16 protein-coding genes are annotated in these 19,257 nt (G+C 44.2%); 7 read left to right on the top strand and 9 right to left on the bottom strand.

The window, feature by feature from the left end; genetic code table 11:
- Nucleotides 1-308: 308 nt before the first annotated feature.
- Entirely contained in the window at nt 309-623 is a 315-nt protein-coding gene (locus OCV12_RS23285) for a winged helix-turn-helix domain-containing protein (protein WP_261886323.1), read from the bottom strand.
- 405 nt (nt 624-1,028) lie between these two features.
- On the opposite strand from OCV12_RS23285, the gene OCV12_RS23280 reads away from it, so the two are divergent.
- On the top strand, nt 1,029-1,661 hold the full coding sequence (locus OCV12_RS23280) for a porin family protein (RefSeq protein ID WP_123306016.1): 633 nt from the start codon (nt 1,029-1,031) through the stop codon (nt 1,659-1,661).
- A 149-nt stretch (nt 1,662-1,810) separates the two neighbouring features.
- On the opposite strand, the gene OCV12_RS23275 is transcribed toward OCV12_RS23280, so the two are convergent.
- Nucleotides 1,811-2,872, bottom strand: a complete 1,062-nt coding sequence (locus tag OCV12_RS23275) for an endonuclease/exonuclease/phosphatase family protein (protein WP_261886322.1) — start codon at nt 2,870-2,872, stop codon at nt 1,811-1,813.
- 193 nt (nt 2,873-3,065) lie between these two features.
- Between OCV12_RS23275 and bla the strand changes: the two genes are divergently transcribed.
- The 6 genes from bla to OCV12_RS23245 all read left to right on the top strand — a co-directional run bounded on the left by bla (nt 3,066) and on the right by OCV12_RS23245 (nt 10,598).
- Complete coding sequence (gene bla / locus OCV12_RS23270; RefSeq protein WP_261886321.1) at nt 3,066-3,929, top strand: class A beta-lactamase; 864 nt, start codon at nt 3,066-3,068, stop codon at nt 3,927-3,929.
- Nucleotides 3,930-4,120: 191 nt separating this feature from the next.
- Entirely contained in the window at nt 4,121-6,016 is a 1,896-nt protein-coding gene (locus tag OCV12_RS23265; RefSeq protein ID WP_261886320.1) for an extracellular solute-binding protein, read from the top strand.
- 144 nt (nt 6,017-6,160) lie between these two features.
- Complete coding sequence (locus OCV12_RS23260; RefSeq protein WP_004730359.1) at nt 6,161-7,249, top strand: microcin C ABC transporter permease YejB; 1,089 nt, start codon at nt 6,161-6,163, stop codon at nt 7,247-7,249.
- Between the two features lie 31 nt (nt 7,250-7,280).
- Entirely contained in the window at nt 7,281-8,303 is a 1,023-nt protein-coding gene (locus OCV12_RS23255) for an ABC transporter permease (RefSeq protein WP_048608646.1), read from the top strand.
- Nucleotides 8,304-8,312: 9 nt separating this feature from the next.
- Complete coding sequence (gene yejF / locus OCV12_RS23250) at nt 8,313-9,935, top strand: microcin C ABC transporter ATP-binding protein YejF (protein ID WP_261886319.1); 1,623 nt, start codon at nt 8,313-8,315, stop codon at nt 9,933-9,935.
- Nucleotides 9,936-10,052: 117 nt separating this feature from the next.
- Nucleotides 10,053-10,598 carry an RNA-binding S4 domain-containing protein gene (locus tag OCV12_RS23245; protein WP_261886318.1) on the top strand — a complete coding sequence of 182 codons (546 nt, stop codon included), beginning with the start codon at nt 10,053-10,055 and terminating at the stop codon, nt 10,596-10,598.
- Nucleotides 10,599-10,728: 130 nt separating this feature from the next.
- On the opposite strand, the gene OCV12_RS23240 is transcribed toward OCV12_RS23245, so the two are convergent.
- The 7 genes from OCV12_RS23240 to OCV12_RS23210 form a co-directional block, all read right to left on the bottom strand.
- Nucleotides 10,729-12,462 carry a sodium:solute symporter family transporter gene (locus OCV12_RS23240; RefSeq protein ID WP_261886317.1) on the bottom strand — a complete coding sequence of 578 codons (1,734 nt, stop codon included), beginning with the start codon at nt 12,460-12,462 and terminating at the stop codon, nt 10,729-10,731.
- Nucleotides 12,455-13,450: a nuclear transport factor 2 family protein gene (locus OCV12_RS23235; RefSeq protein WP_261886316.1), complete on the bottom strand. Its 996-nt coding sequence runs from the start codon at nt 13,448-13,450 to the stop codon at nt 12,455-12,457. The genes OCV12_RS23240 and OCV12_RS23235 overlap by 8 nt, the downstream gene beginning before the upstream one ends.
- A 17-nt stretch (nt 13,451-13,467) precedes the next feature.
- A complete protein-coding gene (locus OCV12_RS23230) occupies nt 13,468-14,442 on the bottom strand; it encodes a nuclear transport factor 2 family protein (RefSeq protein WP_261886315.1) in 975 nt (324 codons plus the stop codon).
- Nucleotides 14,443-14,955: 513 nt separating this feature from the next.
- Nucleotides 14,956-16,236: a TRAP transporter large permease gene (locus tag OCV12_RS23225; RefSeq protein ID WP_261886314.1), complete on the bottom strand. Its 1,281-nt coding sequence runs from the start codon at nt 16,234-16,236 to the stop codon at nt 14,956-14,958.
- Nucleotides 16,233-16,796: a TRAP transporter small permease gene (locus OCV12_RS23220; protein ID WP_008217103.1), complete on the bottom strand. Its 564-nt coding sequence runs from the start codon at nt 16,794-16,796 to the stop codon at nt 16,233-16,235. The genes OCV12_RS23225 and OCV12_RS23220 overlap by 4 nt, the downstream gene beginning before the upstream one ends.
- A 162-nt stretch (nt 16,797-16,958) precedes the next feature.
- Complete coding sequence (locus OCV12_RS23215; RefSeq protein WP_261886313.1) at nt 16,959-17,954, bottom strand: TRAP transporter substrate-binding protein; 996 nt, start codon at nt 17,952-17,954, stop codon at nt 16,959-16,961.
- A 312-nt stretch (nt 17,955-18,266) separates the two neighbouring features.
- Nucleotides 18,267-19,232, bottom strand: a complete 966-nt coding sequence (locus OCV12_RS23210) for a LacI family DNA-binding transcriptional regulator (RefSeq protein WP_132762879.1) — start codon at nt 19,230-19,232, stop codon at nt 18,267-18,269.
- Between the last annotated feature and the right edge of the window lie 25 nt (nt 19,233-19,257).

The raw sequence follows: 19,257 nt of genomic DNA, 5'->3' as shown, positions 1-19,257 counted from the left end.
AACGTTTGATGGGTTGAGAACAACTCAAGAAAAAGCCATCGAAACGTTTCGATAGTGATAATAGTGTCTGATTTATCATTTGCACTATTCACTTTCTTAGAGTGTGATAACGATCATCGAAACGTTTCGATGGGGTGTTTTTTGGTGATCTCAGTCACCGACATTGATTGCATAAATACGAACAAAACTGAGGACTACAAGGGGGATTCGTCGAACACAAGATTGAATTGAAAGTGGGGATGGTTGCGACGCGTTACTCGCACAGTGTTGTTTAAATCTGGCGTTTCCTAATCCCCAATTCTAGCTAATTAAGTGGGCTCAACCGATAACGCATAGCCAAACTTGTTGATGGTAACTATTTGGATGTTTGGGGTTCTTAATCGCGCAAAGACATTACGAAGGTTATAAACCACATTAGCCAGAGCGTGAGGTGACGAGAGTTCTCCGTCCCAACAGATATCTACGATGTGTTCTCTCGAAATGGGCTTTCCAACATTCTCTAGCAGTAAGCAGAGCACCGCCAAAAGGTGAGGGCGCAACGTTATTTTGTTTCCCTGTGGGTTGGTGATAGTTCGAGCGTCGATATCAAGGATTAAGCCGTTGAGGTTTATGGTTTGGTTCATCGTGTTTCTGTTCGTCTTATTTTGAATGGTGGAGATTGATCGGGTAGTTCGTTAGGTGTGCTAGTGATTCAAAGCGCGCGGATTATGCGAAATAACACCACTCTTGAAAGTAAGCGTTCGTAAGTCTGCGCGAGGAAAATCTAAAAATGGGATGGTTTGAAAATTGAGTGGAAGGTTTTATCTAGAAAAGACCTGTTTTTATTTCTTTATTATTCAGGTGCTTATTTGGTTATTACTGATTGTGTTGTTTGAAATGACAAAGTGATTACATTTTTATTTATTTTTTTGTTTTCTGTGAGCTTAACCTGCTTGCGAATTCGACGGGGTGTCGGATAACTCTAACAAGATTGTGCAGCAGAGGAAGGCGTGACAATCTTGATTTGCAATAAGTAAGGTCAAGCAGTAATGAACAACAAATTTATTCTAAGCATCGCGATGATGTCAGCAGTGGCAGCAAACAATGTAATGGCAGCGGACAGTGGCTTTTACCTAGGCGGTGCAATCGGTACGTCTGGTGTGGATGATGGTGGTCTATTTTCGGGAAATAACGATCCTGTGACTTTCAAAGCAGAAGACAATACTTACCGACTTATCGCAGGCTACAGGTTTAACCGTATTGTATCACTTGAACTACAGTACACGGATTTCGGTGATGTTGTTGCTAAATTCCCACGAAGCGGAGACGGCTTTACATGGACTCCTCAAATCTTTTCGGCTGCTGCAAATCTTGGCTACACATTTGATAATGGCGTGCGCCCATTTGGTACAATTGGTTTATCTTCAATCGATTTAGATATGAAGAACTCTGATGGTTCACGTCCTTCTGGCGCAGACTTCGACGATACAGGTACAGGCGTACGTTTGGGTGTTGGTGTTGAATACACACCAACAAAACACCCAGAATTTAGTTTAAGACTCGGTTACGAAGCGGATACATTTACGGTAGACACTTACGAGGGGTACAGCTGGAACCAAAGAAAAGTTGAGAAAGACGTAGTACTTGATTCGTTCTACCTTGGCGCAACATACAACTTCTAAGTTTCACACTTTGTTAAACGGTAAATCGGTTTCTAAATGGGGCGTCGGTTGGCTCAACCCGTTTAGCTAAAGTGGAAAGCCGCAGTTTGAACTGCGGCTTTTTTAATGCTTATCGTTGGTGAATCTCGAGTGAGAATGTCACAAAATCGCTAGGCGTCACGGATATGAGCGGTAACAGAAACGACAGCATGATCGGTACTGAATTGGTCGTTTTCGAAGCTTGGGTTAATCAGATGATGATCGAGTACGGTGTATTTTGATATTTCCATCAAACTTGAGGAGTTCTGGCAGTCAAACTCGTTCGACATCAATATGTAATCCAGCACAGAACCAGAAGCACCGTAGTAATGGGTTGGTTTGCGTTGTTCGAGCAAGTCTTCTTCGTGTAACTGGTGATAAAGATCCCAACTGTCTCTCAATCGAAAATGCGATAACCAATGTCTGCTCGCTTCATCTCGATTCAATGAATAGCTCAACAGCCCTTTGAACTCATCGTTGAATAGGGGCTTGTTAAAATCGCCCATCAACACAACAGGTTGATCCGTTTGGTAGCGTTGATTGGTGATGTATTGATGAAGCATTTGAGCTTCTAGACCACGTTGAACGCTAGATAACCAAGACCCAAGTTGCTCCTGATGAAGCTTAACCAAGGTGTCACTTTTTGGCTTTTGGTTGTCTGAGGTTTCCGAGGCTTTAGCTCTATCAGCGTTATCTAGAGTGTCATTTTTTGGTTCGGTTGCTCGCTGAGATTTGAAATGTACAACGTAAAAATCAGTCGAGCCCAAGTGAGGAAGCGTAATGGTCGCGTGAACCGGTGTTCGGTTGAATGAAAATTTGTCGCTAAGGTTGAAGGCTGAAAGTAGCTCTGCATCCGGTGTCACAGGCTGCACATTTTCAATTGGGTAACGCGATGCGATACCAACGACAGGAGAGGTGTACAGGTAATCATCTTCAACATGTGGGCAATCGACAACCGCAAAGTACGGATAACCCAGATCATTCATTAACTGCTCTAAAGACTGCGGGCTAAATATCTCTTGGAAGCCGATCACATCACAATCTAATGAACCAATCGCTTCAGCCATCCAGCCTTGTTTCTTCTGCCACTCCTCGAAGCTGTAGATGTTCTCAAAATCATAATAAGCATTCGGTGGTTCGAGGTAGTTCAAAAGGTTGAACGTTGAGAATGTTATTTGGTTTGGTTTGTTCAAGGTTGAATCCTATTGAAATCACTCCTTTAAGGATATCTAAAATATGAAGATATTGTTCGGGTTTAGTCAGTTATTTTCATTAGCTCTAGATTAGGGAATCACTTTCTGCTTAGATTCTCTCCGTTCGAGGCTTTTAAGGCGTCGCGTTTCTTTTTATCTACGATGCATCAATCGATTTTTAAAGGTTTCAACAATGAAAAAGTACACTTCACTTGCTCTTATGTTATTGAGTGCTCTCTTCTCAGCGTCATCACTGAGTCATTCCCTTGAGGCTAAATCTATTGCGCAAATCGAATCTCGTGTCTCGGAGCGAATTGGTGTCGCAGTGTATGACTCCGCGACTGAGCAAACATGGAGTTATAAGGGCGACGAACGTTTTCCAATGATGAGTACCTTTAAAACTTTAGCGTGCGCGAATCTTCTTTATGACCATGAGAATGAAGGATTAGATTTAGAGTCTAACGTTGGGGTTAAATCTGATGAGCTTATTGCTTGGTCTCCTGTGACTAAAGCGTTTGTCGGTAAAGAGATCTCACTCAGAGATGCATGTGCCGCCACCATGGAAATGAGCGACAACACGGCCGCTAATATAGTGTTAGGCAGTATTGGTGGACCTAACGGGTTAACTGAGTTTTTGCGTTCCATGGGAGATAGCAAAACACGTCTTGATCATATCGAACCCGATTTGAACCATGCTCGCCCGGGCGATGAACGTGACACCACAACACCAAAAACTATGGTGAAAACGTTGAATGAATTGGTGTATGGCAACGTGCTATCAGAAGAGTCTAGAGTTCAGTTAAATAATTGGATGATGGATAACAAAGTCTCTGATGGGATGATTCGTTCGATTCTGCCTGATGGTTGGAAGATTGCCGACAGATCAGGAGCGGGCGCTTACGGCTCACGTGCTATTACGGCTATCGTGTGGAGTGAAACCCGCGCCCCGTTGATTATCAGTATCTCTCTTACAGAAACAGAACTAACTATTCCAGAGCGTGACGCGGTGATTAATGAAATTGGTGAACTTATCTTTGATGAGTACCATGTTCAATAGTTAGGGCGTGTCGTATTTCTCTAGACTGAACCCGAGTAATTTGTAAATAAACCGTCAGAGATGAAGTGCTGATGGTTTTATTAGTTATTACATGATGTTAGATTTGAACCTATACTTGTTTTAACGGTGTGCATTCAAAGCCGATTAATCAAGTTGAATATCGAATTCATAACATTTGAAGGGAGAGTCAAATGGGAACAGTTTTCCGAAGCAAAGCCTCGCAGCGCACTCAGTTTTTCAGGTTAAATTTAACTTCATGTGCAGTCATGCTGCCGCTTATTGCTCTATATCCTTCCGTTACACACGCCTCTGATACCGAATCAACTCCTGCTGTCACCGTTATTGAAACCACTCAACTGGTCGGTTTTGGTGAAGCAAAATATCCAGTCGATTTCACTCACTTTGATTACGTTAATCCTGATGCGCCAAAACTAGGCAAAGTGACCTATGGCAGCATTGGTACCTACGATAGCTTTAATCGATTCGGTTCTCGTGGCGTTGCTGCAAGTTACACGGGTGAGATTTACGATACCTTGATGTTTTCTCCTAGCGACGAGATTGATGCGTATTATCCATTGATCGCCTCTAAGGTTCGTTACGCCAGTGATTTCACTTGGATGGAAATCGATATCAATCCAAAAGCTAAGTTTAATGATGGTGAGCCTATTACGGCTCATGATGTGGCATTCACCTTTAATAAGTTTTCAACCGAGGGTGTGCCTCAATACCGTGTCTATTACAAAGAAATTAAGTCAGTCACAGCGGTGTCTGATTTAGTGGTTCGTATTGAGATGGAGAAGCCAAATCGTGAGAAGTTGTTTAGCTTTGCCCAAAGCACTCGCGTATTGCCAGAGCATTATTGGAAAGACAAGAAGCTGTCTGAACCTCTAAGTGAGCCGCCAGTAGGCAGTGGCCCTTATAAGATCATCAGCTATAAATCGGGTCAAAGCGTGACTTACGGTTTAGATGAAAATTACTGGGCAGCCGACCTGCCTGTTAACGTCGGTCGTAATAACTTCAAAGAAGTACAATACGATTACTACCGTGACGACACAGTAATGCTAGAAGCCTTCAAAGCAGGGGAGTTCGATCTTCGAACGGAAAACTCGGCTAAGTTCTGGGCCAACTCTTACACAGGCGCAAACTTCGACAAAGGCTACATCATCAAAGAAGAGATCAACCATGAGAAGCCAGAAACGACTCAAGGTTTTGTCTTCAACATTCAATCTCCCGTGTTCTCTGATCCAAAGGTTCGTGAAGCGTTAACCTACGCGATGGACTTTGAGTGGATGAATAAGAACATGTTCTACGGTCAGTACAAGCGCACACGTAGTTACTTCCAAAACACCGACTATGAAGCGAAAGGCTTGCCAAGCGAAGCTGAAGTAGAGTTGCTGTCTCAATACAAAGATCAAATTCCACCCCGAGTGTTTACGGAAGAGTTTCAACCACCAGTCACCGACGGCAGTGGCCGTATTCGTAGCCAAATGCGTACAGCTTTCAAACTATTGAAGGAAGCAGGTTGGGTTCTAAAAGACAAAGTAATGACCAACGAAAAGACCGGCAAGCCGTTGTCATTTGAATTGTTGATTTACAGCCCAACCACAGAGCGTATTGCTACACCTGTTCAGAAGAACTTGAAGCGCATGGGGATCGAGATGAAGATCCGTACCATCGATACGACTCAGTACATCAAGCGTCTTCGTGATCGTGATTTCGATATGGTGTCTTCGTCATTTTCTGCAAACCCTTATCCTAGCCCGAACTTAATGATTGTTTGGAACTCTAACTACATTGATTCTACTTACAATACTGCAGGTGTGATGGATCCGGTGGTTGACGCGTTAACAGAACAAATCGCGAGCAATCAACAGAATCCAGAAAAGCTTCTTACTTTAGGTCGTTCACTAGACCGAGTATTGCAGTGGAATTTCTACAACATCCCTCAATGGCACGTTGGCGAATATCGCGTTGCAATGTGGGACAAGTTTGAGCGTCCAGATGTATTACCTAAATATGACTTAGGTATCGATACATGGTGGATTTCAGAAGAGAAGGCGGCATTGCTTCCTGAAAAACGTCGCTAGGAGTTAGTTAGCATGGCCGCGTATATATTTCGGCGTTTACTGTTGGTGATCCCCACGTTGTGGGCGATCATCACCATCAACTTTTTCATCACAGAAGAGAAGGCGGCATTGCTTCCTGAAAAACGTCGCTAGGAGTTAGTTAGCATGGCCGCGTATATATTTCGGCGTTTACTGTTGGTGATCCCCACGTTGTGGGCGATCATCACCATCAACTTTTTCATCATTCAGATCGCCCCTGGTGGCCCGGTAGAACAAGCCGTTGCCCAATTAGAAGGGCACAACTCTGGCATCATGGAGCGCTTTTCTGGTGGTGGACAAGAAGTTGATTTAAGCGAAAGTGACCAAGCGTCTGCCAGTGGCTATAAAGGCTCACGTGGGCTTGACCCTGAAGTGGTTGAAGAGATCAAAAAGCAGTTTGGTTTTGATAAGCCGATTCACGTTCGCTACTTCGATATGTTGAAAAACTACGCGACCTTTAACTTTGGTGAAAGCCTGTTTAAGGGCGGTAACGTGATTGATTTAATCATTGAGCGTTTACCTGTCTCCATCTCCTTGGGGTTGTGGAGTACGCTAATAATCTATGTGATTTCGATACCCTTAGGCATTATGAAGGCGATACATCACGGCTCTCGCTTTGATATTTGGTCTAGCGCGGTAGTGATTGTCGGTTACGCGGTCCCTGGCTTCCTGTTTGCGATCATCCTGATTATTTTGTTCGCGAGTGGCAACTACTTCAGTTGGTTCCCATTGCGTGGGTTAGTGTCGAGTAACTTTGATCAGCTCAATTGGTATCAGCAAATTGGCGACTACTTCTGGCACTTGGCATTGCCTATTTTTGCGATGGTCATTGGCGGCTTTGCCACATTGAGCATGCTGACCAAAAACTCTTTCCTTGATGAAATCAATAAGCAATATGTGGTGACTGCGAGAGCGAAAGGCTTAGACGAGAGCAGTATTCTTTACAAGCACGTTTTCCGTAACGCCATGCTGATCATTATTGCGGGTTTCCCAAGCGCATTTATTAGTATTTTCTTCACGGGTTCTATGTTGATTGAAGTGATGTTTTCACTTGAAGGCATCGGTCTGCTTGGCTTTGAATCGACCATTCAACGCGACTATCCCGTGGTGTTCAGCTCTCTCTATATCATGACCTTGCTTGGCTTGGTGCTGAGCATTATCTCCGACCTGACTTATACCTGGGTTGATCCTCGAATTGATTTTGAAGCGCGTTAATGGCGAACGAATAACAAGGTATTGATAATAAATGTTTAACAACCCTTTAGCTGAAGCTCGTTGGTTACGTTTTAAAGCAAACAAGCGTGGTTTTATCTCCCTATGGATATTTACCATCTTGTTTGGCTTGAGCCTGTTCGCTGAAATCATTGCCAACGATAAGCCACTTTTGGTTTCTTATGATAATCAGTGGTTTGTGCCTGTTATCAATGAATACGCCGAGACAGAGTTTGGTGGCGAGTTTGAAACCGAAGCCGATTACAAAGATCCGTATGTTATTGAGCTCATCGAAGACAGCGGTTACATCGTGTGGCCAATCATTCCGTTTAGCTACGACACGATAAACTTCGATATTTCAGGTGCGGTGCCATCTGAACCCGATTCGGTGAACTGGCTAGGAACCGATGATAAAGGACGAGATGTATTAGCTCGTATCATTTATGGTTTCCGTATTTCGGTTCTGTTTGGTTTTATTCTGACGATTGTATCGAGCGTGATCGGTGTCGTCGTTGGCGCAACCCAAGGCTATTACGGTGGTTGGGTTGATCTATTCGGACAGCGCTTCATTGAAGTCTGGTCTGGTATGCCGACCCTGTTCTTGTTGATTATTTTGTCGAGTTTTATTGAGCCAAATTTCTGGTGGTTGCTGGGGATTATGGTGCTGTTCAGTTGGATGAGTTTAGTCGGTATTGTACGAGCGGAATTTTTACGCTGTCGAAACTTTGATTATGTGCGAGCCGCGCAGGCCATGGGCGTTGATGACAAACGCATTATGCTTCGCCACATGTTACCCAATGCGATGGTTGCATCATTAACTATGATGCCGTTTATCCTTTCTGGCTCAGTGACCACATTGACCTCATTAGACTTCTTGGGCTTTGGTCTTCCTGCGGGCTCGCCTTCGCTAGGTGAGCTTTTGGCGCAAGGTAAAGCGAACTTACAAGCACCTTGGCTTGGTATCTCTGCTTTCGTCGTGCTTTCACTGATGCTTACGTTACTTGTCTTCGTTGGTGAAGCAGTGCGTGATGCCTTCGACCCACATCAACAGAAGTAAGGATAGGTTATGACTTCAAATACAACGCCTGCTTCTCCTGTTTTGACCATAGATAAACTGTCTGTCGGTTTCGGGCGAAAAAACTCGATAGAACAAGTGACACAAGATGTCTCTTTAGAGATATACAAAGGTGAAACGCTCGCGCTAGTGGGTGAGAGTGGTTCCGGTAAATCGGTCACGGCAAATTCGATTTTAAAGCTTTTACCCAAAGGCTCGTCTCATTACTTAAACGGTAAGATCAATTTCTCTGGCACCGATATTCTGAGTTGTTCTGAAAGAGAACTGCGTGGGATTCGTGGTGGTCGTATCGGAATGATCTTCCAAGAGCCTATGGTTTCGCTGAATCCGCTTCATCGAATTGGCAAACAGCTTGTTGAAACCCTCGCGATTCACCGAGGTATGCGAACCAACAAAGCGCAAGCCTTGGCGATAGAGTGGCTTTCAAAGGTGGGTATTCGCTACCCCGAGCAAAAGATTTCAGCATATCCACATGAATTATCTGGTGGCGAACGTCAGCGCGTGATGATTGCGATGGCTCTCATCAATGAACCAGAGTTACTGATCGCTGATGAGCCGACAACTGCATTGGATGTGTCGGTACAAGCGCAGATCCTCGAACTGTTAAAAGATCTACAGCAAGAGCTGGGCATGGCGATGCTCTTTATCACTCATGACTTGAGTATCGTTCGTAAAATTGCCGACAGAGTCGCAGTAATGAAAGACGGTCGTCTTGTGGAAAGCAACGACTGCAAAACGCTGTTTAACGCGCCTGCTCACCCTTACACGCAAAAGCTTATTAATTCCGATCCAAAAGGTTTACCTGTTCCCGTATCACCAGAAAGCAAACCTCTGCTTGATGTAAACCAACTGCGTGTTTGGTTCCCCATTACGGGCGGTTTGTTCAAGCGTACGATTTCGCATGTTAAAGCCGTCACGGATATGGAGTTCACCTTGAAGAAAGGGCATTCCATCGGCTTAGTCGGTGAGAGTGGCTCGGGTAAATCAACAACCGGTATGGCGATTTTAAAGCTGGTGGAGAGTGAAGGTTCGATTACTTATTCGAACGAACAGCTTCAAGGCTTAAACCGCCAACAGATGCTGCCGTTTCGAAGCCGCATGCAAGTTGTCTTTCAAGACCCGTTCTCGGCATTGAACCCAAGGATGTCAGTAGCTCAAGTGATTGGTGAGGGTTTACTGGTACATCAACAATTGGATGACACTGAACTCGACCAACGCATCTGTGACGTAATGAAAGAGGTCGACCTTGACCCAGAAACTCGTCATCGTTACCCGAATGAGTTTTCTGGCGGGCAGAGACAACGCATCGCCATTGCTCGTGCTTTGATTCTGAAGCCAGAGTTTATCTTGTTAGATGAACCGACATCGTCACTCGACAGAACCGTGCAAGCGCAAGTGCTGGATCTACTGAAGTCACTCCAAGAAAAGTACGACCTGACGTATCTGTTCATTAGCCATGATTTGAACGTCGTGAAGTCCCTATGTCATTACACCATCGTGATGAAAGCGGGAGAGGTGATAGAGAAGGGCGACACTGAGACTTTGTTTGGTAATCCGCAACATGAATACACCAAGCAGTTGGTTAGCCTCTCGAATGTCGGTGGGGCTTTATAACGCAGAGAGTTTATTTAAAACAAATGGGCTCTGGTTGAATTCAACATGGTCATTTACTTGTTTTACGATTACACTGCGCCCAATATTTCAGAAGTACATATTTAGGTAGAGGTCACCATGGACCAAGAACATTACGACGACGCTGATTACGAAGGTTATGAGCACGGTGAAGAAGGCGAAGAGATTGAAATTGAAGCCATTGGTATCGATGTTTCTTCTCAGCCAATTGAGCTCTACAAAGTGTTTAAAATTGCTAATCTAGTAAGCGGTGGCGGTGAAGCTAAACACATTATTTCAGAAGGCTACGTAGCGGTAAATGGTGAACTAGAAACGCGTAAGCGCCGCAAGATGTACGATGGTGATTTTTTCGAATTCAACCAAGAATACTATGTAGTGGTATGTGATCAGCCAGTACAAGAAGATTCAGAAAAGCCGAAAAAGAAAGAAGCGCCTAAACAAAATAACAAGGCGAAGAAAGGCCAATCTAAAAAGGGTTCAAGCAAGAAAGAACCACAGCGCAGTACTGCAGAGATGCTAAGCGCTAAAGCTGAACCTAAGAAACAGAAAAAAGAGAAGAAAGAAAACAAACCGAAAAAGAAAGCGGACACGCCAAAGCCAACACGTGATGGCAAAAGCGGCCGTAACTCTATCGAATTCTTCTAAACTACAGCTCTAAAACGATTCTTCGGTAGCTTAGCTTCGCTACATGTATTTTTAGCGTTTGCCAGATACCAAAAGGCTCACTGTGATAGTGAGCCTTTTTTGTTGTAGCGAGCTTAATTTGAGGATAACTCTAGCTGGTTTGTTCTACTTCATTTGACGTCTTAGATCGCTTAAATGAGTAAATCATATAACCAATGATACTTGCAGCAACAATAACCGAACAGACACGAATAAAGTTAATCAACATTGGTGCGTTCTCAATGAACTCGTTAATTCCCCAAAGTAGAACGAGCGAGAATACAAACATGACGAGTAGTCCCCAACAAGGCGCATCTACTTTACCCGGAACAACATACCAACCATCTTCTTTGATCGGCTTGTTCAAGCGTGCATACTCTGCTTGCTGACCTTTGACGGTATAAAGGTGCATTTCTGTCTGTTTGCCAGTTAGTAGCAAGCTTGCAGCGTAGGCGACAATCGCATTGACGAAAACACCGATTACACAGTACCAAGGCCAAGCAATATCAGTTGCAACCGCAACATACCAAATCGCCACGAAGCTTGCTGCGACACCAATTAATAGTCCCTTTTCTGTAATATGTTTGGAGTAAAAACCAAGCACGAACATACAAAAGTTTGCACCTACAAAATAGGAACCCGCTTTACTTAATATTTCTAAAACTGAGCCTGTACTGGTTGCAAACATGAAGGCTGGGATGATGATACATAGCGCCCACATAACCGTGAAGAAACGCGATACTTTGAGGTAATGTTCCTCTGACTCGTTTTTCTTGTAAAAGCGTTTATAGAAGTCAGTAACAGATACGGTAGCCATTGAGTTGAATGCGGAATCTAGGCTCGACATACTTGCTGCAAGGATAGCTGCGGCGATGATTCCCATAAGCCCTGGCATACCATATTCGCTGGCATAGTGCAGGATAATGGTGTTGCCATTCTCAAACTCTTTACCATCGTAGTAAGCGTTAAATAACACGCCTAATAGAATGAATACGAAGTAGATGAAGAACGCAATGTAACCCATCATTAGCATCGCTTTTTTCGCATCACCCATGCTTTTCGCCGCCATGCAGCGTTGAACCATCATTTGGTTGCCGCCATACACCGTAGTGTGGAACATTGTCATTGCGATAACGCCAGCCCATACGGTGGTAACTTGGCTCAAATCTAAATTAGTTTGTAACGCATTGGTCATGCCTTGTGACTTCAGATCTTGCATCACTTCAGTCATTGGTTGTGGCATACCATTCCACACAGCTTCGATGATGATGAATGCCCCAAGAAACAAAATGACCGCTTGAATGACATCTGTCCAAATAACTGCGGCAATTCCCCCCATTACGGTATAGATCAGCGCGATAACAGTGACAATGACGATGCAGTAAGTCACGTCGATACCGGTAATGAACTCGAGGATTAACGAGGTCGCATATAAGACCGCAGCTGAGCTAATCGCCTGTTTAATTAAGAAAATCAAAGACAGAGTGATACGCGAGGCTTTACCAAAGCGTCGCTCTTGATACTCATAAATTGAAGTGAGGCCGTTGTTGTAGAAAAACGGCATAAACACCGCAACGATGAAGAAAATAACCAAAGGGTAGTTTAGGTGGATAGCGATCACCGACAAGCCTTCTTTGTAAGACCAAGCTGGCCCACCTAAGAAAGACATCGCACTGACATAGGTACATACAACGGAAATACCAATGGCCCACCATGGAATATTTCTATCGCCTAATGCAAATTGGTTCGCGGAAGTCACACGTCTACCAACTAGTGCACCCATAACTAAAGTTAGGACGATATAGGTACCAAGAATTGTCCAGTTTAAAGCGCCAAACTCATACATGCTCACGTCCTTTTAATTGTTCTTCCATTTGCTCAAACAGATCGTAACCAAGCTGTTTTAAGATGTGTGCGATATCGATAGCGACCCAGTTCTCTTTGAGTAATTCACCTTCGCGTCGCCAGATATCCATAACGCGAAGCTCGATGTGTTTGCCTGTCGGTGCTAATCCTAACCAGCCACTACTGCCAGTATGTGTACCGTGCATGTGTGGCCAACCACCTGTGGATACGTAGTCATTTTTGGACAAAATATTGAGCTCTATATCGACACTTCGGTCAGGGAAGGCAAATACAAATGGTCCTTGATGGTGGTCTCGGAAACCTTGAATTCCACGTGTCGTACCAATTGCAGCAGGCCCGTACCACATAAAGTCGTCATGCCAGTAGTTTTCTAGGTCCATTGAATCAAGGCGTTTACCATCAAATCGACCTAAGCAAGCTAACATGTCTAGCACTAGCTTTTGGCTTTTCTCACTCTCTTCCGCTGCGATGCTGCCTGCCTGTATTCCGTCTTGAGTCGCCGGGGCAGGGACTAATCCTGCATGGCCTAGGCTCTTGCGTAACGGATTCACCCCAGCTTGGTTCATTGCATCAATAAAATCAGGGATTAGATAGGACTCAATAACTTGACCATCTTGGGTACAAACCATTTCGGTGTAGCGCAAGTAGAGCGTTTTTCCTGTTGCCGGGATACCAAATAACGGTTGAGTAAATGTACCGACAAAATAACCCGTAGAGTTTACCCAAGTGCGGCCTTCGTATTCACCTTGCATAATGATTGAAGGGCGTCGTTCAACATCAGGTAGCGAGTTTATTAGCGGCAATAGAAACGCTTGCTCAGTCGCATCGACACCAGAGACGTCGTTAATTGGATGAGCGACACACCATTTAACGTCAGCATTTAGCATCTCTTGGGCTACTTGAGTCCGTTCGGATGAGTGAGCGTTAAAATAGGTTCTGTAGAAATTTTCTATCAAGCTGTTCAACATAATACTTCCTTATATAGTTAACCGATTTGGATGAGAATCTGTTTCCAGACAGCACTTTCATCAAGTAGAGTAAATTCTCTGCGTAGGCCCCAAGGTCCAAACTCTGCATGGCTGATTCCCATGATGTAAACGTCTTTTCCTGTAGGCTTTCCAAACATGCCGTAGCCTTCATGCTTACCTTGTAGAGACCAACGAATAGCCGCACGTGGTGACATCATTTCGTCATTGCGGCCAATACGGTGGTGTATTTTGAATTCCGCGTTCGGAAATGAAGAGCGCAGTGACATCCAAAACTGGTCGATCTCGTTATGAGAGAGTGCAGTTTGACCGCCCGTGTATTCGCCGATACAAGCTCGGTCATACTCTTTTGGTATTACTGAGAACTCAGCACTCATTACGCGTCGCAGTATGTCTTCATAGCGCTGACCGTATTTATTGTCATTCCCTACACCAAGGTAAGGACCTTGAATGTCGACTTGGGGAGTGAAAGGGAAGGGGCATTGGTCAACGCCACCTTCTATTTCGATTTGTTGACGAGCGTACTCTTCTGACGTCATACCCAGTTGGTTTGCAATCGCAGCGATGTCTCGGATCATCCACTCGTCATTGATTTGGTTATTGATGGCATGGCAGTCAGCAATAATTCGAAACTTAAGTGTTTTGTTCGTGGCTTTACCAAATACACCATCATTAGTGTGAGTGGCTGTAGAAATGATTCGATGTGATGAAAGCATGCCTTGTTCAGGAGTCCCTGACCAAATAACGTCTTCACCCAATAAGGTACGGTTCGGGAACTCGGCTAGTGTGCCCATGGTCGCGCTGATGACCTGTTCGTTTCCCTTGGTGATGGAGAGTGGTGTACGGACGATAATGTCAGGTGAGTAATAGTTATGTAGGGTACTCAGACCTCGATCTTCCCAAATTTCTTTAGTGATACCTAATATGTAATCTGGAAAATCTTGCCATTTAGAATCAAAGCCAACCATAGCCATTAATCACCTCCTGATGCGTCATAAAATTAGTTATTGGATTGTTTTTGGTTACGTATCCAATATTGCCTTTTGTTATCGGTGTGTCAATGAGGTGTTTTGCATATGTTTCTTTATTGTGGGTTTGATCTGTTTTTTAACAACTCTCAAAATACAGTTATCTGTAAGATAATTGAGTGATGGTTCAGTATTTTTCGAGTGTATATGAACAAGATGATTAGGTTTGAACGTAGTGAAAATCCACATAAGTTGTTGTATTTATATGTATTGTAGGTGGTTTGGTGAGGTGAATATTAAATCGGAGAATGCTCTGTGACGATTTGTTATATCGAAGTCATGATGAGAGAAAATTTAGAGTAATTATTCTTATAAGATGGGGTTTTACTCAGATTGTTAATTTTTTGTTTGTATTTATTTAATTAGAAATGGATTCGCATGCAACGATAACTTCGGGAATGGTTGGATTGAAAAAGCCACTCAAAGATGAATATTGAGTGGCTTTGTTGATGGGGACGCTTAAGACAATAACTCTGGAAGATACAATGATATCGTTGGCACAAAGGTAATGATCATCAAGGCGACGAGCATGGCACCAATCCAGCCTAGAATCTCTCGAGATAAGGATTCAATCGGCACGTTACCCACCTGACTGGCCATAAATAAGTTGGCGCCGAGTGGAGGAGTAACAAACCCGATGGCTAGATTCACTATCATCACGATACCGAAGTGAATTGGGTCCATTCCTAATGCTGTCACGATAGGCAGCAGGATTGGAGTTAAGATAACAATCGCCGCTAATGTCTCCATGAATGTACCGACGATGAGCAGGAGCGCAGTGATACATAGCAAGATGAGCAGTTTATTTTCCGTAATAGAGAGAATGAACTGTGCGATTTCCGTTGGCAGGCGTTCAAGCGTTAGGATTCGACCAAAGGTGACCGAAGCGCCGACAATCACAAGTACAGCACCTACCAATAACGAAGATTCTAAAATGATCTTCACGACCTTTTTGTAATCCAGCTCTTTGTAGACAAACATACCGAAAAACAAGCCGTATAACACACCAATCGCAGCAGATTCAGTTGGCGTGAATATACCAGAGTAGATACCACCAAGAATGATTACGGGTAATAGCATTGCCCAAATTGCTTCTTTGAGTGCTGCCAGTCGTTCAGGCCATGTTGCTTTCTTATCGTTACCTTTGTAGCCGCGGATTTTAGATACGATCAAGCAATAACCGATAAGTACCAAGCCAACTACAAGTCCAGGTACGATACCCGCCATGAACATTTTGGTTACGGAGACTTCGGCAGTAATGGCGTACACGATCATCACAACAGACGGTGGAATAATTACCCCGATACCGCCAGAAGAAGCGATCAGTGCACCGGCAAAGCTTCGGTCGTAGCCTTTTTTAACCATAGACGGGATCATGGTTAAGCCAATCGCCGCAACGGTTGCAGAACCAGTACCAGAGATGGAAGCAAAGAACATACATGCAACGATCGCCACAATCCCTAAGCCACCAGTGAAGTGTCCAAAGAATACTTCAGCAACATGCAAAAGGCGTTTTGATATACCGCCCTGACTCATTAGGTTACCGGCCAATGTGAAGAGTACAACAGCCAATAGAGGGAAAGAGTCCAGGCCTGTCACTAAGCCCTGTACTAAAAACTCAACGTTTAAAAAAGGCAAACTCAATATAGCGAGCATGCTGGCGCCAGCGAGGGCAATACCAACGGGAACACCAATGAGAAGCAGTAATCCGAAACTACCAAATAACAAAGCAGAGGTCATAAGCTTAGCTCCAACAAACGGTTAGATGTGCGGTGTTTTGCCTTCAAGTGGCGGTAACGGTGTTGCGTGAGTCGAACCGGTTTTGGTGAATAAGCAATGACTGAGATACGTTTGTTGATGCTGACTACCAAACGTATAGAACTTAATACCGCACACACCAGAACGGATGCATACAAGCAAGCAATCGGGATTTCCATCGCGGGAGCGATTTGACCCAGTTTCAAGCTTCGACCAATCACTTTGAAGCCAAACCACGCTACGGTGCAGCTGAAGGCAAGGTAGATAAGATCAGAAAGAATCAAACTATAGTGAGTGAGATTTCCAGGTAGTTTGTCGATGAACAGACGAATACGAATATGTCGATCATCGCGAATGCAATAGCTGATGCTTAAGTACATCGCCCAAACGAAAAGGTAGCGGGCGAGTTCTTCAGCCCAAGCGATTGAGGCATCGAATAGGCGCAATGCTATCTGTAAACACAGTAGAGCGGTCATCAGCGAGATAGAAAGTACGATCAGTGTTGGTTCGAAGTATCGGTCGAACAGGCGAAACCATTTCATACGTAACTCCAAAGAGTGTTGAAAAGGGCATTAAATGCCAATGAATACACGACAGCTCAGACCTAGAACACCGTTTATAGAATGCCCTGAGATCTGAGGTAACGATTGTTAGATCGTTAAAACGGTTTGTCGGTAATAGGTGATAGATGACAAAGGTATGAACTACAGATGTTCGATCTCTGTAATCACGCTGTCGAATAGCGCTTCACCGGTTTTACTGCGCAGTTCTTGGTAGACCGCTGCATTCATCTTCTCTTTCATCTGAGCACGAACCTCAGTAGGTACGACGTTCACTGTCATGCCTTTCGCCTCAAGTTCTTTAATGACTTCTTGGTTCTGCTTTGCTGCGAGATCACGCTGTACCGCGATGGTTTCTTGGCTTACTTCATTGATAAGCGCCTGTTGATCACTCGGTAGAGAGTCCCAGAACTCTTTATTCATGAATAGCACGTAGTTAGTGTAAATATGGTTAGTTAGCGATAGGTATTCTTGTGCTTCATAAAAACGCTCAGCGTAAATAGAGTAAACCGCGCTCTCTTGTGAATTGATTAAGCCTTGTTGTAACGAAGTGAAGATCTCACCCCAAGAGAGTGGTGTAGGTGCTGTGCCCACTGATTTCCAAGCACTGATTTGTGTTGGGTTTGACGCTGAACGAATTTTTAAACTATTAAGATCTTCAATACTTTCGATAGGTTGCTTGTTGTTGGTGATGCTACGAAAACCAACCTCCATGAAACCTAAGCCGTGGAAGCCTTTCGATTCCATTGACGTAAGAAGTGGTTTACCGATCTTGTCGCTGTCCAATGCCTTGTGCGCTTGTGCTTCATCTTCAAATAGGTAGAAAACATCAAGTACGTTGAACTCAGGCACGTAAGGTGACAGCAACACCGATGCACCAAAGGTCATTTGTAAGTTGCCTTGCTGGACAAGCTCTGTGGTTTCACGAACATCACCGAGCTGTCGAGCTGGGTAGATCTCCACTTCAAGTTCGCCATTAGAGCGAGCTTCAAGTTCTTTTTCAAAGTGCAGCATCGCTTTATGTACGGGTGAAGTTTCTTGGCTATCGTGAGCAAGACGAATCACATTGCTTGCAAACGTATTCATGCTAGATAGGGTTAAGCCGAGGGCAGTTATCGAGGTAAAGATTGCGCGTTTCATTGTTCTTCCTTTTTCATCACATGACTTTTTATGTGCATTCATTAGAGTCATGTTGGTCAGTGGGTTTTTATTCCGCACTTCATATCCTTATTTTGCATACGAATCCAAAATATAAACGCACAACTAACAAGTCAATAACAAATCCATGAAAGTGATAAAGAAGTTAATTCGAATAGACGAAATTTTAGGCGAGGTCACAGAAAGAAGCCCTAATATGATATTAGGGCTTCTACTCTAAATTGAATGACGTTTTGTTTATGGGAAAACAGCGGATTTAATAAGTTGGAGATGGGACTAAGTTGGCTAAACCTTTTATGAACTTAGTGATGTACTGCCTCGTTCCACTATAATTCCGGGTTCCAATAGGTAAGCCCCTTTGGCATCGGTATTTTCATTGATACGTTGCATCAAATCTCCCACTGCACTCTGTACTATCTTGTCTACTGGTTGCGCAATAGTCGTAAGATCGTAACTCGGCCATGCGGCCATTGGGATATCATCCACGCCCATGACGGCAAAGTCTTTCGGGATATGGCAACCAAGTTTTCGCAGGCCGTCCATGACACCCATAGCAAGGATATCATTGGCACAGAACACGGCGTCAGGTTTTGATGTGTGTTCCATCAGCTCTTTCGCTGCCTCTAATCCAGCCTCAAAACTGTATTTTGCATTGATGAAGATAGGGGAAGCTGCTTCACGTGTTTTTACGGTTTCAGAGAAGCCTAACCAACGCTTGTCACTGGTCATGGAACCTGCGTCACCACTTACATAAGCCAGCTGTTTGTAGCCTTTATCAAGTAAATAATCTGCTGCTTGCGTGCCAGCTTGCTGGTTGTCTAGGCCTGCACTGTTCGCATTGATACCTTCGGTATATCGGTTGATGAGGCTTAAGTGAACACCAAACTTTTCACATTGTGCAAACGCACGAGAGGTCAGGCGGCTGGTGGCGATGATCAAGCCATCAACCTGATATTCAATTGCTCGTGAAATGGCGAGATCCAAGTCGTCTTTGTCGATAGGGCAAAGGACAACTTGACCGCCGCGCTTTTGAATTTCCATCGCGAGTGCACGAGATTGCAAGTCGTACATTGGGTTTGATTCGCTATCAAGTGCGATAGCCACTAACCCTGAACGATTGGAAATAAGGCTGCGAGCGATCGCATTTGGCGTGTAGCCAAGCTTGGTCGCGGCATCCATAACCATTTTACGCTTCTTCTCACTAATGCTCGCTGTCGGACTGAATGCCCGAGAAACAGTAGACTGAGAAACGCCAAGCATTTTGGCAACATCAATAGAGGTAACT

The sequence above is a fragment of the Vibrio pomeroyi genome (assembly GCF_024347595.1).
Classification (GTDB): Bacteria; Pseudomonadota; Gammaproteobacteria; order Enterobacterales; family Vibrionaceae; genus Vibrio; species Vibrio pomeroyi.
This window is presented reverse-complemented; position numbering and strand designations above follow the sequence as displayed.